The sequence below is a fragment of the Marinobacter sp. genome, from assembly GCF_033722195.1.
Lineage (GTDB): Bacteria > Pseudomonadota > Gammaproteobacteria > Pseudomonadales > Oleiphilaceae > Marinobacter.
In genome coordinates, this window is record NZ_JAWVZL010000086.1 from 1 (window position 1) to 13,225 (window position 13,225).

At 63.3% G+C, this 13,225-nt stretch carries 11 protein-coding genes; 4 read left to right on the forward strand and 7 right to left on the reverse strand.

Annotated features, from left to right (window positions below; all coding sequences use genetic code 11):
- The 3 genes from R3280_RS13200 to R3280_RS13210 all read right to left on the reverse strand — a co-directional run.
- Window positions 1-941: PstA family ABC transporter permease (locus R3280_RS13200; RefSeq protein WP_318999076.1), on the reverse strand; the 941-nt coding region annotated here is incomplete at its 3' end.
- The gene (gene pstC / locus R3280_RS13205) at window positions 934-2,322 is read right to left on the reverse strand and encodes a phosphate ABC transporter permease subunit PstC (protein ID WP_318999077.1); all 1,389 of its coding nucleotides are present in this window, start codon (window positions 2,320-2,322) and stop codon (window positions 934-936) included. The genes R3280_RS13200 and pstC, both read right to left, overlap by 8 nt.
- 138 nt (window positions 2,323-2,460) lie before the next feature.
- On the reverse strand, window positions 2,461-3,513 hold the full coding sequence (locus tag R3280_RS13210; protein WP_318999078.1) for a substrate-binding domain-containing protein: 1,053 nt from the start codon (window positions 3,511-3,513) through the stop codon (window positions 2,461-2,463).
- A 259-nt stretch (window positions 3,514-3,772) separates the two neighbouring features.
- Here R3280_RS13210 and R3280_RS13215 point away from each other — a divergent pair, with 259 nt between their 5' ends.
- Window positions 3,773-4,189, forward strand: a complete 417-nt coding sequence (locus tag R3280_RS13215) for an acyl-CoA thioesterase (RefSeq protein WP_318999079.1) — start codon at window positions 3,773-3,775, stop codon at window positions 4,187-4,189.
- Here R3280_RS13215 and uvrD read toward each other — a convergent pair.
- On the reverse strand, window positions 4,165-6,330 hold the full coding sequence (uvrD, locus tag R3280_RS13220; protein ID WP_318999080.1) for a DNA helicase II: 2,166 nt from the start codon (window positions 6,328-6,330) through the stop codon (window positions 4,165-4,167). The two genes, R3280_RS13215 and uvrD, sit on opposite strands and share 25 nt — an antisense overlap.
- 187 nt (window positions 6,331-6,517) lie before the next feature.
- Window positions 6,518-7,969, reverse strand: a complete 1,452-nt coding sequence (locus tag R3280_RS13225) for an NAD-dependent succinate-semialdehyde dehydrogenase (protein ID WP_318999081.1) — start codon at window positions 7,967-7,969, stop codon at window positions 6,518-6,520.
- Between the two features lie 177 nt (window positions 7,970-8,146).
- Between R3280_RS13225 and R3280_RS13230 the strand changes: the two genes are divergently transcribed.
- Window positions 8,147-9,166: a histone deacetylase family protein gene (locus R3280_RS13230; RefSeq protein WP_318999086.1), complete on the forward strand. Its 1,020-nt coding sequence runs from the start codon at window positions 8,147-8,149 to the stop codon at window positions 9,164-9,166.
- A gap of 35 nt (window positions 9,167-9,201) precedes the next feature.
- On the opposite strand, the gene thiI is transcribed toward R3280_RS13230, so the two are convergent.
- Window positions 9,202-10,656: a tRNA uracil 4-sulfurtransferase ThiI gene (thiI, locus tag R3280_RS13235; RefSeq protein ID WP_318999082.1), complete on the reverse strand. Its 1,455-nt coding sequence runs from the start codon at window positions 10,654-10,656 to the stop codon at window positions 9,202-9,204.
- Between the two features lie 165 nt (window positions 10,657-10,821).
- Here thiI and ppnN point away from each other — a divergent pair, with 165 nt between their 5' ends.
- On the forward strand, window positions 10,822-12,207 hold the full coding sequence (ppnN, locus tag R3280_RS13240) for a nucleotide 5'-monophosphate nucleosidase PpnN (protein ID WP_318999083.1): 1,386 nt from the start codon (window positions 10,822-10,824) through the stop codon (window positions 12,205-12,207).
- A 91-nt stretch (window positions 12,208-12,298) separates the two neighbouring features.
- Here ppnN and R3280_RS13245 read toward each other — a convergent pair whose 3' ends face one another.
- On the reverse strand, window positions 12,299-12,637 hold the full coding sequence (locus R3280_RS13245) for a cytochrome c (protein WP_318999084.1): 339 nt from the start codon (window positions 12,635-12,637) through the stop codon (window positions 12,299-12,301).
- A 246-nt stretch (window positions 12,638-12,883) separates the two neighbouring features.
- Here R3280_RS13245 and R3280_RS13250 point away from each other — a divergent pair.
- Window positions 12,884-13,225 (forward strand): enoyl-CoA hydratase/isomerase family protein (locus R3280_RS13250; protein ID WP_318999085.1); only part of this gene is annotated, 342 nt, incomplete at its 3' end.

Below are 13,225 nucleotides of genomic sequence, written 5' to 3' on the forward strand. Positions count from 1 at the left end.
CCTTCCGCCGCCTCGCGGATGGATGGCGGCACGCTCTTGATGGCGGCGCGGCTGGAAATGATGATGGTGGGCAGGGTCATCAGGGTCAGCACCAGACCACCCACCACCGGCACCGATCGCGGCATGCCGAACAGGTTGATGAACACCGCCAGACCCAGCAAACCAAAGATGATGGAAGGCACCGCCGCCAGGTTGTTGATGTTGACCTCGATGAAGTCGGTGAACTTGTTCTGGGGTGCGAACTCCTCCAGGTAGATCGCCGCTGCCACCCCGATCGGGAAGGACAGGATCAGGGTCACGAACATGACCAGCAGAGAGCCCACGACGGCGCCCAGAATACCGGCCTTGGACGGATCCCTCGAGTCACCACGGCTGAAGAACACATCGTTGAAGGAGGTCTCGATCACGCCCTGCTCCAGCAGGGTATCCACCCACTGGCGCTGCTGCTGGTCGAGCTTGATGGAGTAGTCCTCGTCGCCGGCGTGCTTGACGTAGACATCCACATTTGTGTGCGTCAGGAAGGTCATGGTTTGGGTGCTACCGAGCCACTCCGGATTGGCCTTGATGGCCTCCCGCAGGGTCACCGATGCATAGGGGTTGATCAGGTTGCGGACCTGTTTGCGGTCATCCTCCCCCGCTCCCGGGATGGTGCGGAACAGGGCCTGCACCAGGGGCTCGACAAAGTCGGCGTTCTTGAGCTGACGTGGGTCGGTGGGATCATCCAGGTACATCATCTCGGGATCGAGATTCACCTCGAGAGTCATGGTGGTCTTCATGAACCCCGGGTAGCCTTTGCTCACGATGTCGGCGAACAGCACGAACAGGGCCGCCAGTGCAATCAGGATGGCCAGGATGCCGTAGGCACGGAACCGGCGCTCCTTGGCATAGCGGCGTTTGAGTGACTTGCGGACAATCTCCGCCTGGGTGCTTTGGTCAGTCATACTGTTCCCGATATTTGCGCACGATTTTCAGGGCGATCACGTTCAGCAGCAGGGTGGCCAGGAACAGCATGGCACCCAGGGCGAACGCGGCGAGGGTCTTGGCACTGTCGAATTCCTGGTCGCCCACCAACAGGGTAACGATCTGCACGGTGACTGTGGTCACGGTTTCCAACGGGTTGGCGGTAAGGTTGGCCGCCAGGCCCGCCGCCATCACCACGATCATGGTTTCGCCAATGGCCCGGGAGACCGCCAGCAGTATGCCACCCATGATGCCGGGCAGGGCCGCCGGGAAGATTACCTTCTTCATGGTCTCCGACTGGGTGGCGCCCAGGGCCAGGGAGCCGTCCCGCAGGCTTTGGGGCACCGCATTGATGACGTCATCGGACAGGGAGGACACGAACGGAATGATCATGATGCCCATGACGGCACCGGCCGCCAGCGCACTCTGGGACGACGCCTGAATGCCGAGCGACGCCGCCAGGTCACTGATAAACGGGGCTACCGTGAGGGCGGCGAAGAAGCCATAGACCACGGTGGGGATACCGGCCAGCATCTCCAGCAGCGGTTTGACCACGCCCCGCACTTTCTTGTTGGCGTACTCCGACAGATAGATGGCCGACAGCAGCCCCACCGGCACCGCAACCACCATGGCGATGGCGGAAATCAGCAGGGTGCCTGTGAACAGCGGAATCATGCCGAAGGCGCCTTCAGCGGCCACCTGGTCGGCCCGCAACGCAGTCTGGGGACTCCACTGGGTGCCGAAGAAGAATTCGGTAAACGGAATCTTGGTGAAGAAACGGTAAGTCTCGAAAGCCACCGAGAAAATGATGCCGATCGTGGTCAGGATAGCCAGTGCCGCACAGGCAAAGAACAGCCACTTCAGGATCGACTCCACCTGGGCCCGGGCATTGATCCTCGGCTGCACCCGTAGCCAGCCCAGAAACGCCGCCAGCACCGCCACCGAAAGCACCAGCACCGCCATCAGGTTGCGGCTTTGTTCCCGCAGCGACTGCAGACGCTCAGCCGCCTGAACGATGGCATCGTTCACGAAGTTCGGCGGCAAGGCACCGCTGGCCACATTGCTGATCTTGCTGAGCAGCAGGCTGGCCTCACCCTCTGATTCGGGAATCATCTCCGGAGGCAGCGATCCGATCACCAGGATCTGGATCACCTTACCCTCGAAGGACGCCCACAGCGCCAGCACGAGCAGGGCGGGAATGCCGCACCAGAGTGCCGCTCGGGCACCGTAGTAGAAGGGCAGTGATTTGAGGTGACGGATACCACCCATGGGCATCGCCAGGGCACGGGAGCGGGCATACCCCAGGCCATAGGCCACAAGGGCCAGCACAAGGGTTAGCAGGAGCAGATTGGCCGGTTGCATCAGAAATCCTGTCTGCGACGTTCAAGAGGTACCAAGTTTAAAGCTTTTGGGACCCCCTGGCACGGGGGTTCCACACGAACGAAAGGGTGCGTGCCCAAAAGCACGCACCCTTTCCTTTCCAGGCCGGATACTTTCCGGTTACTTCAGCTCATCCATGGTCAGGTTCGGCATGTTCTCGGCCTTGTCCTGCAGCTTCATCAGGGCATCGCGGGTCGGCACGATCAGACCCACGTCCTTGAGGTAGCCGTTGGGGCCCATGGCGGCCATGCTGGTGAACTCCTCCACGTACTCGGGAATACCCGGAACCACACCAACGTGGGCTTTCTTCACATAGAAGAACAGCGAACGGGCCACCGGGTACTTATCGGTCGCGATGTTCTCGTTGGTGGGCTCGACGCCATTCAGAGTAGCGGCCTGAAGACGATCGGCGTTCTCTTCCAGGAAGCTGAAACCGAACACGCCGTACAGGGTGGTGTCGTCGATCAGCTTCTGCACGATCAGGTTGTCGTTCTCACCGGCTTCGATGAAGACACCGTCTTCACGAATGCTCTGGCACACGGACTCCATCTCGTCTTCGCCCATGTTGGCCACGGCCGGCAGGTCTTCACAACCGCCCTGCAGAGCCAGCTCGTTGAAGGAGTCGCGGGTACCGGAAGTCGGCGGCGGCCCCATCACACGGATCGGCTTGTTGGGCAGGCTGGAGTCGATTTCACTCCACTTCTCATAGGGGTTGGCCACCAGCTTGGTCGGATCCTGGGGAGACGGTACCTGCTTGCCCAGCGCCAGGAACAGCTGCTCCAGGGTGATGTTCAGGTTTTCAGCTTCCTTGGTGCTGGCGATGACAATGCCGTCGGAACCGATACGGAATTCGGTGACGTCACTGACGCCGTTGCTGGCGCACAGCTCAAGCTCGGAGGGCTTCATGCGGCGGGAAGCGTTGGTGATGTCCGGGTGCTGGGTGCCGATGCCCTGGCAGAACAGCTTGAAACCGCCGCCGGAGCCGGTGGACTCGAGCTTCGGTGTCGGGAAGTCGGTCTTGGTACCGAAACGCTCCGCCACCACGGTGGCAAACGGGTAGACAGTGGAGGAGCCGACAATGCTGATAGTGTCACGGGCCAGGGTCGGGGTGGAAACGGCCGCCATGGCACCCGCTACGGCGACGCTGGCAATGGCTGATTTCAGTTTGATCACGTTGGGTCTCCATCGTTCAATGTGAGCTGTTCAAGCTGCGTTATGGACGCTGACAAGGCCAGGCTTGCTCCGCGTATCGCCGGAATACAGGTTCTGACCTTCAGACAAACCGGCGCTGGTTAGCCGATGTGGAGCAGACTACGGATCTTTTATGACACCTTTGTGACATCTGTAAAAATAGATTACAACCACGGTTTTCGCTTGCAGCGGGCCATGGGCGTATTACCATGCACAAAACAAAAGCCTGAGGTAGCTGTCCATGACCCCACTTGACGACGACAAGCCCCGCCCGCGGGGGGACCTGATGATCCAGGTCGTGCCCCTGCCTTCGGATACCAACGCCAATGGTGATGTCTATGCCGGCTGGTTGGTCAAACAGATGGATATGGCGGCAGCCACCACCGCCGGGCGGATATCGAAAGGCCGCAACGCCACCGTTGCCATCGACCGGATGGAGTTCCTGTCACCGCTGCGGGTGGGCTCCCAGGTGGGCTGTTACTGCGAGCTGGTGGACATCGGACGCAGCTCTATGAAGATCAACGTGGAGGTCTGGACCCTGGACCGCAACAGCGACAAGGCCCGCAAGGTGACCGAGGCGCTGTTCGTGTTCGTCGCCATCGACGACAACGGCCGCATCCGGGAAGTGCCGGATCAGCAGGGCTCCAGGGGCGCGTAAGCCAGCACCAGCCATTTTGCGCCCTCATCGAAGTTGACCTGGACCCGGGCGTGGTGGCCGCTGCCCTCGCAGTTCATCACCACGCCCTCGCCGAACTTGGGATGCCGTACCCGCTGACCCAGCCGCAAGCCGGTCTCCTTGGCCGCCTCCCGGTCGAACAGGCTCTCGTTGGGCCGCTGCATCATGGCCGGGCGGGTGACGGTGTTGCGCAGGCGTACCTCCTGGATACAGTCCCCAGGAATCTCCCGGACGAACCGTGACAGCGCGTGGAATTTCTCCTGGCCATACAGGCGACGGGATTCGGCGTAGGTCAGGATCAGCCGTTTCATGGCCCGGGTGATGCCCACGTAGGCCAGGCGGCGCTCCTCCTCCATGCGGCCCGGTTCCTCCAGCGACATGCTGTGGGGAAACAGCCCCTCCTCCACACCCGCCAGGAAGACCAGCGGGAACTCCAGGCCCTTGGCAGAGTGCAGGGTCATCAGCTGGACACTGTCCTCGTGGGCCTCGGCCTGGGCCTCGCCGGCATCCAGTGCCGCCTGGGCCACGAACTCCGCCAGCGCGTCCATGCCCTCATCCACCTCGAAATCCGACATGGCGTTGATCAGCTCGTCCAGGTTCTCCACCCGGGCCTGGCCCTTCTCACCCTTCTCGCTGGCGTGGTAATCCTTCAGCCCGCTGGCCTCGATGGCCTGGCGGGCCAGCCCCTGCAGACTGGCGTTCTGGGCCATCTCGGTCAGGGACACGATGATTTCCATGAACTGCTGCAGGCCAGTCTTGGCACGGCCTTTCAGGTGGCCGGCGGCCAGCAGGCGGTCGGCGGCCTGCCACAGCGACAGGCTCTCATGACCGGCCAGCTCGCGGATCTCCGCCAGGCTCTTGGCGCCGATGCCCCGGGGCGGGATGTTCACCACCCGCTCGAAGGCGGCGTCATCGTTGCGGTAGTGCACCAGGCGCAGGTAACCCAGGGCATTGCGGATTTCCTGGCGGTCATAGAACCGCAGGCCGCCATAGACCCGGTAGGGAATGCCCTGGCGCATCAGGGACTCCTCCAGCACCCGGGACTGGGCGTTGGAGCGGTAGAGGATGGCGCACTCGCTGCGCAGGTTCCCGTCTGACACCCAGCTGCTGATGGTGTCGGCAATGTAGTTGGCCTCGTCCTGCTCGTTGAAGGCGGCGTAGAGGCTGATGGGTTCGCCCTCGGGGCCGTCGGTCCAGAGTTCCTTGCCCCGGCGGCCCTGGTTGTTGGCGATCACCGAGTTGGCGGCCTTGAGGATCAGCTGGGTGGAGCGGTAGTTCTGCTCCAGCCGCACCAGACGGGCGTTAGGGAAGTCACGCTGGTACTGCTGGATGTTCTCGATCTTTGCGCCGCGCCAGCCGTAGATGGACTGGTCGTCATCGCCGACGATGGTGAGCGGCACCCGGTTGCCCGCCAGCACCTGCAGCCAGGCATACTGGATGGTGTTGGTGTCCTGGAACTCGTCCACCAGGATGTGGCGGAAACGGCGCTGGTAGTGCGCCAGCAGCTCCGGCCTGTGCAGCCAGAGCTCGTGGGATCGCAACAGCAGCTCGCCGAAATCCACCAGTCCGGCCTGCTGGCAGAGCTTCTCGTACTGGCGGTAGATCTTCAGCATGGTGCTGGTGAAATGATCGCCCGGGTTGTCCTGGATATGGTCGGCCCGCAGGCCCTCATCTTTCTGGCTGTTGATGAACCACTGGGCCTGCTTGGGTGGCCAGCGGCTCTCATCGATCTGGTACTCCCGCATCACCCGCTTGATCAGCCGCAGCTGGTCGTCACTGTCCAGCACCTGGAAGTTCTCCGGCAGGCCGGCATCCTGCCAGTGGGAGCGCAGCAGGCGGTGGGCAATGCCGTGGAAGGTGCCGAACCAGAGCCCGCGGGCCGGCAGGTTGAGCATCTGCTCGATGCGGTAGCGCATCTCCCGGGCCGCCTTGTTGGTAAAAGTCACCGCCAGCAGGCTGGTGGGTGGCAGCTGGTCCACCTGCATCAGCCAGGCCATGCGGTGGATCAGCACCCGGGTCTTGCCGCTGCCCGCCCCCGCCAGCACCAGCAGATGATCATTCTGGGCGGTGACCGCCTCGCGCTGGGCCTGGTTGAGGGGATCGATGATGGGGGAAACATCCATAGGGGCACTCGTTCGCTACTGGTTATATGAACAGGTGACCGAGTATAACAGGACCGCCGCCGGCTTGCCGGCTCTCTCCGGGCAAGGTCGCCATCGTCCTTGAACAGGGGGGAAAACAGGCGGGAAATCCGGCATGGCCACTCAGGGCCATGCCGTGGTGGTGCCCTGCCTGAGACAGGGCGGACCCTCAAAAGCCCCGGGGCACCGTCTGGGGCTCGACGAACTCGAACAGGCCTTCCAGGCCACCCTCGCGGCCGATACCGGAGGCCTTCATGCCGCCAAAGGGCGCTTCCGGGGTGGGACCGGTACCGGTGTTCCAGCCCACATGACCGAAGCGCAGACCGGCGGCCACCCGCTGGGCGCGCTCGGTGTCGGCGGTGAACAGATAGGCCGCCAGGCCGAATTCGGTGTCGTTACCGGCGGCAATGACCTCGTCCTCATCGCTGAAGCTGACCATGGGCACCAGCGGGCCAAAGGTCTCCTCCCGGTAACAGGCCATGTCAGGCTTGATGCCAGAGACCACGGTCGGCGGGAAGAACAGGTCCTTGCCGCTCAGTTCCGAGGGCTGCTTGCCCGCCACCAGCTTGGCGCCCTTGGACAGGGCATCCTCGACATGGCGTTTGACCTTGTCGTAGCCGCCCTGGTTGATCAGAGGGCCGATGTCCACGTCCTCCTTGAGGCCGTCGCCCACGGTCATGGCGTTGACCTTCTCCGCCAGTTTGTCGGCGAAACTGTCCACCACTTTCTCATGCACGAAGATGCGGTTGGCGCAGACGCAGGTCTGGCCGCCACCCCGGAACTTGTTGCCGATCAGGTTGGTGACGGCGGCGTCCAGGTCGGCGTCCTCGAACACGATGAAGGGGGCGTTGCCACCCAGCTCCAGCGCCAGTTTCTTGACCTGCTCGCTGGTGTCCACCAGCAGCTTGCGGCCCACCTCGGTGGAGCCGGTGAAGCTCAGCATGGTGACGTCGGGATCCTCGCACAGCACCTTGCCGATGACGCTGGCCTTGCCCATCACCAGGTTTACCATGCCGTCCGGCAGGTCGAGCTTGTCATCGATCAGGCTGAACAGCGCAATCATGGTGAGCGGGGTCTCGCTGGCCGGCTTGATCACCGACGGGCAGCCCGCCGCCAGCGCCGCCGACAGCTTCTTGGCAATCATGCCGATGGGAAAGTTCCAGGGCGTGATCAGCCCGGTGACGCCGATGGGCCGGTAGTGCACCGTCCAGGAGCAGTCCTTCGGCTTCTCGGTCAGGGTATGGGAATCCAGCGCCTGGATGTGCTTGGCGCAGTAGTCAAAGAACCCGGCGGCATACTCGCATTCGCCCTGGGCTTCCTTGTGGGGCTTGCCGTGCTCCGAGGTGAGGATTCGCCCGATCTCCTCCTTGTTGTCCTTGAGCAGGTCGCGGATGCCTTCAAGCCAGCCCCGCCGGGTCTCAATGGAGTAGGGGTTGGTCAGGCGCAGGGCTTTGGAACCGGCCCTGATGGCCTCGGTCACGTCGTCGGCGGTCATCGACGCCACCTTGGCGAGGACCTCGCCGTTGGCCGGGTTGTAGACATCAAAGGTATTGCCGTCGCTGGACGGTGTCCAGCGACCGCCCACGTAGCCCTGCAGGTTCTTCAGCAGTGGTGACTCCATCGTCTTGGCTCCTTGGTTGCAGTCGCGTTTTGACTACTCGAACTCGGTACAGTCGGTCATTTCATAGTGGCCGCTGAACCTTGCCCTGTAAAGGGAGGCGCCGGCAGGCCGGGCGGTTTTGACCCGTTCGACTGGAAGCCTATACTGCTGGGATGACCCATTTCAGGAGGCCGGATGATGAAAGCGTTTTTTCACCCTGCACAGGACCAGCACATCCCGAAAAGCTATTTCACCCGCGGTCAGATGCGCCAGCCCCAGGAAGTGCCGGACCGTACCGGCCACATGCTGGAGGGCCTGCGCAGCCTGGATATTGACGTGCTGGAACCGGCCGATCAGGGCGCCGGCGCCATCGCCCGGGTGCACGACCTGGGCTACCTGCGGTTTCTAGAATCCGCCCACCGGCGCTGGAAGGACCAGCCCGATGACTGGGGCGACGAGGTGATGTCCAACATCTTTGTGCGCTCCCCCAACCCGATGCGGGGCATACTGGCTGAAGCGGCCCGCTACCTGGCGGATGGCAGCTGCCCGATTGGCGCCAACACCTGGCATGCCGCCTACTGGTCAGCCCAGACCGTACTGGGTGCCGCCGATGCCCTGATGGCGGGCGACCGCACCGCCTATGCCGTGTGCCGCCCGCCCGGCCACCACGCCCGGCGCGATGCCGCCGGTGGCTTCTGCTACCTCAACAATGCCGCCATCGCGGCCGAGAAGATGACCGCCCGCTTTCCCCGCATCGCCATCCTGGACACCGACATGCACCATGGCCAGGGCATCCAGGAGATCTTCTATGATCGCAGCGATGTGCTCTATATCTCCATCCACGGCGACCCTACCAATTTCTATCCGGTCGTGACCGGCTTCGAGGATGAGCGTGGCGAGGGTGAAGGCTACGGCTACAACATCAACCTGCCCATGCCCCACGGCTCGTCGGAGGAGGATTTCTTCAACCGCCTGGAAGAGGCCATGGCCGCCATCTCGCTGTTCCAGCCGGATGCCCTGATCCTGCCCCTGGGTTTCGACATCTACCACAAGGACCCCCAGGCCAAGGTCTCGGTCAGCAGCGAGGGCTTTAACCGCCTGGGCAAGCGCATCGGCCGCGCCGGGCTGCCCACCCTGGTGGTGCAGGAGGGCGGCTACGACCTGGACAGTCTGAGCGAGAACGTGCAGCAGTTCTTCCGGGGCCTGGGCGTCGTCTAGACAATGGTCCGGCCCCCGAAAGCCCCTGGCAGCGATCAGTAGGAGGGCGCGTACACCCGGATGTTGTCGTAGCCGGCGGCCCGCAGGTGGCCGGCGTGGAGCCGGCTCATGGTGCCGCGGTCGCAATACAGCAGGTACTGCCGGTCGGCCGGCAGCGTGGCCAGCTCCTCACTGAGCTGATAGAAGGGAATCTTCATCACCGGATTGCCGGTCAGCGCCAGCGGCGAGCGCTCGCCCTCGCTGGGGTGGCGCAGATCGATGATCACATCCCCCAACGCCGGAGTGGTCACCATTTCCACCTCTTCCGGCGTCACCAGGGGCGCCATCAGCTGGTCCACCGGGCACTCGCTGCGGCCGGCAACCGCATCCGCCAGTGCCTGCGGGTCCATCAACGCCTCGTCCGACTCGATTCTCGGCAGCTTGGCCCGGGTCACCGGCTTCTGCGAAATCACGCCGCAGTATTCCGGCATGTTGCGGGCAAAGGCCTCGGTGCCGATCTCGGTGGCGAGGCGGATGATCTCCTCCTTGTCCATGGCGATCAGGGGCCGCAGCACCACCTGGTCGCAGGCCCGATCCACCACGTTGAGATTGGTCATGGTCTGGCTCGAGACCTGCGCCACGGCGTCGCCGGTCACCAGGCCGGCGGCGTTGTTGCGGGCGGCAATCTCGGCGGCGGCCCGCAGCATCTGGCGTTTGAGCACCACACCCCAATGGCGGTGGTTGACCGAGCGCATGATTTCCGCCACCACCCCCTCGAAGGGAACCGAAATGAACTTGGCGCTGTGGGAGGCGCCGTAGCGGGACCAGAGGTAGTGCACCACCTGACGCACGCCCACCTCGTGGGCGGTACCGCCCAGATTGAAGAACAGGAAGTGCGACCGGATACCCCGGCGCAGCATCAGGTAGGCCGCCACCGACGAGTCGTAGCCGCCGGAGATCAGGGTCATCACCGACTCCACACTGCCCAGGGGGTAGCCGCCCAAACCCCGGTGGCGATGATGGGCGATGTGATAGCTGTCCTGCTGGATCTCGATCCGCACCAGCACCTCGGGATGTTTCAGGTCCACCCTCGCGGCGCCGCTGCGTTCCAGCAGCACCCGGCCGACGTGACAGTTCACCTGGTCCGAGCGGAAGTCATGATTGCCCTGGCGCCGGGCCCGGACCGCAAAGCTGCGGCCCTGCAGGCGCCCGGCGAAGGCCGCCAGGGCGCGCTCGGCCATGTCATCCAGACCACGCAGGGGAAATTCGGCAATCTCCTGGATGGTCGAGATACCGGGAATACGCCGCAGGTTCTCGATCACCAGCGCCGGGTCCGGGGCGTCTGCCGGCGCCGTCACCACCACCCGGTCCCAGGCGCCATCCACCCGGATCCGTTCGTCCAGCTGCTTGAGCAGTTTGCGGATATTCTGGCGCAGGTGCCGCATCTGGTGCCGGCGCACCGGCTTGCTCTTGATGGTGACCTCGGGGGCGGGGCGGATAAGAAGCTTCATGGCATTGGGTGTAGGTCAGTGTGATGGCTTGATGGGTGGCGAAAACACGCCAAACCCCTTAGGCTAGTCCGTCCGGCCTGCGTCCCGGCGTTGGCCGCACTTTTAACAGGTAAATACTATCATTGTTTCGACAGCTTTGCTGGCATCGCAGGAGCACAAGGTTTCATGAGTCAGGACACCATCAACGCACTGGTTTCCCCCGAGGGCAGCCTTGAAATCCTCTCCAACCAGGAAGTGGCACGCCTCAAGGACCGCAGCGAAGGTGGCCTCTACCGCCTGTTCCGGCAATGCGCCCTGGCGGTGCTCAATACCGGCGTGGAAACCGATGACTGCAAGGACCTGATGGAGATCCATTCGGACTTCGACGTCCGCCTGGTGCCCCAGCCCCGGGGCCTGAAGCTGGAGCTGATCAACGCCCCCGCCAATGCCTTTGTGGATGGCGAAATGATGCGGGCGATCCGGGAGCACCTGTTCTCGGTGCTGCGGGACATCGTCTACTCCCACTCCATCCCCACGGCCATCGCCGGCTTCCGCCGCGATGACCCGGACGACATCACCAACCTGACCTTCCACATACTGCGCAACGCCCGGGTGCTGCAGGCCGGCCGTACGCCGGACATGGTGGTGTGCTGGGGCGGCCATTCCATCAGCCGGGAAGAGTATGTCTACAGCAAGGATGTCGGCCACGAACTCGGCCTGCGGGGGCTGAGCATCTGCACCGGCTGCGGTCCCGGTGCCATGAAAGGGCCGATGAAGGGCGCCACCATCGGCCACGCCAAGCAGCGGGTCAAGAACGGACGCTACATCGGCATCACCGAGCCCGGCATCATCGGCGCCGAGGCCCCCAACCCCATCGTCAACGAACTGGTCATCATGCCGGACATCGAGAAGCGCCTGGAGGCCTTCGTACGGGCGGGTCACGGCATCATCGTGTTCCCCGGCGGCGTGGGCACGGCGGAGGAAATCCTCTATCTTCTGGGCATCCTGCTGCATCCGGACAACGCCAACCTGCCCTTCCCGGTGGTCTTCACCGGCCGCAAGGAGAACGCCGGCTACTTCCAGATGATCGACGAGTTTATCCGCAACGCTCTCGGGGAAGAGGCCACAAGCAAATACGAGATCATCATCGACGATCCGGTCCGGGTGGCGCAGACCATGAAGAAAGGCATCGCCGAGGTGGAAACCTTCCGCCGCAGCAACCAGGACGCCTATTACTTCAACTGGATGATGAAGATCGATCCGGTGTTCCAGATGCCCTTCGAGCCCACCCACGAAAGCATGCTGGCGCTGGAACTGCACCGCAACCAGCCCACTCACATGCTGGCGGCCAATCTGCGCAAGGCCTTCAGCGGCATCGTGGCGGGCAACGTGAAGGAACAGGGGATCCGGCAGGTACAGGAGAAGGGACCATTCGAGATCGCCGGCGACCCGGTCCTGCTCAAGCCCCTGGAGGCCCTGTTGACGGCGTTCGTCGAACAGAACCGGATGAAGCTGCCGGGCAGTTCGGCCTATCGCCCCAGCTACCGGATTGTACAGCGGGAGGGGGCCTGACGCGGCCCGGCCAATGCCGGACCGGTCTTACTCCCTTCCGGCCGCCACCAAAGAGCGGCCGGTTACTGCCAAAGACTGAGAACGGTGAGGGTTACTTACCGCCGTCGGCCGGCAGGTTGGCGTAGAAGGCCGCCAGGTCCGCCATGTCCTGCTCGCTCAGGTTGGCAGCCTGGCCCTGCATGACCACCGCCTGACCGCCCATGCGCTGCTTGTTCTTGTAGGCGTTCAACGCCAGCACCAGGTAACCCTCCTTCTGGCCCGCCAGGTTGGGGTAAGTGGGGATCTGGGCGATGCCGTTGGCACCGTGACAGGCCGCGCATACCGCGGATTTGGCCTTGCCCGCCGCCGGATCGCCGGCAGCGCTGGCCAGCATGGGGGCAACGGCCAGAACAGCGAAAACTCCGGCTGCGGTGTAGTTTTTCAGAATCATGCGGTCTAACCTCTCATCGAACGATTTATTGGTTTACTTGTCGGCACTTATATTGGTCATTGCTTAATCTTTACGCGTTCATCCCCTTATAGCACAGCGGGAAATGACTAAAAAAGGCTGGAACCAGGGGCCTCCCCCAGGAATTCTTTACGCAGTGACACCTTGGTCCGATGACTTTTCGCCGTCATTCATCCCAAAGTACTGGAGGCCCCGTCCACCAGCCAGCCGCGGAGTGCAGCACCAGCCATGCCCATCCTGATTGAAGAAAGACACTGCGCCGAGGGCCGTCTCGGCATCCTTACCCTGGACGAGCCGGACAGCATCAACGCGCTCTCTGAAGCCATGATCGACGCCATGCAGGCAGCGCTGGACCGCTGGGCCGACGATGACCGGATCTGCCTGGTGCTGTTGCAGGGCGCCGGTGACAAGGGCTTCTGTGCCGGCGGCAATCTGCGCAAGCTGTATGACGCGCTCAGCGGCGGCGCCGATTCCGGGGCGCCCGTGCGGTTCTTCAGCAAGGAATACCGGCTGGATTACAGCCTGCACCGGTTTCCCAAGCCGGTGGTGGCTTGGGCCCAGGGCGTGGTC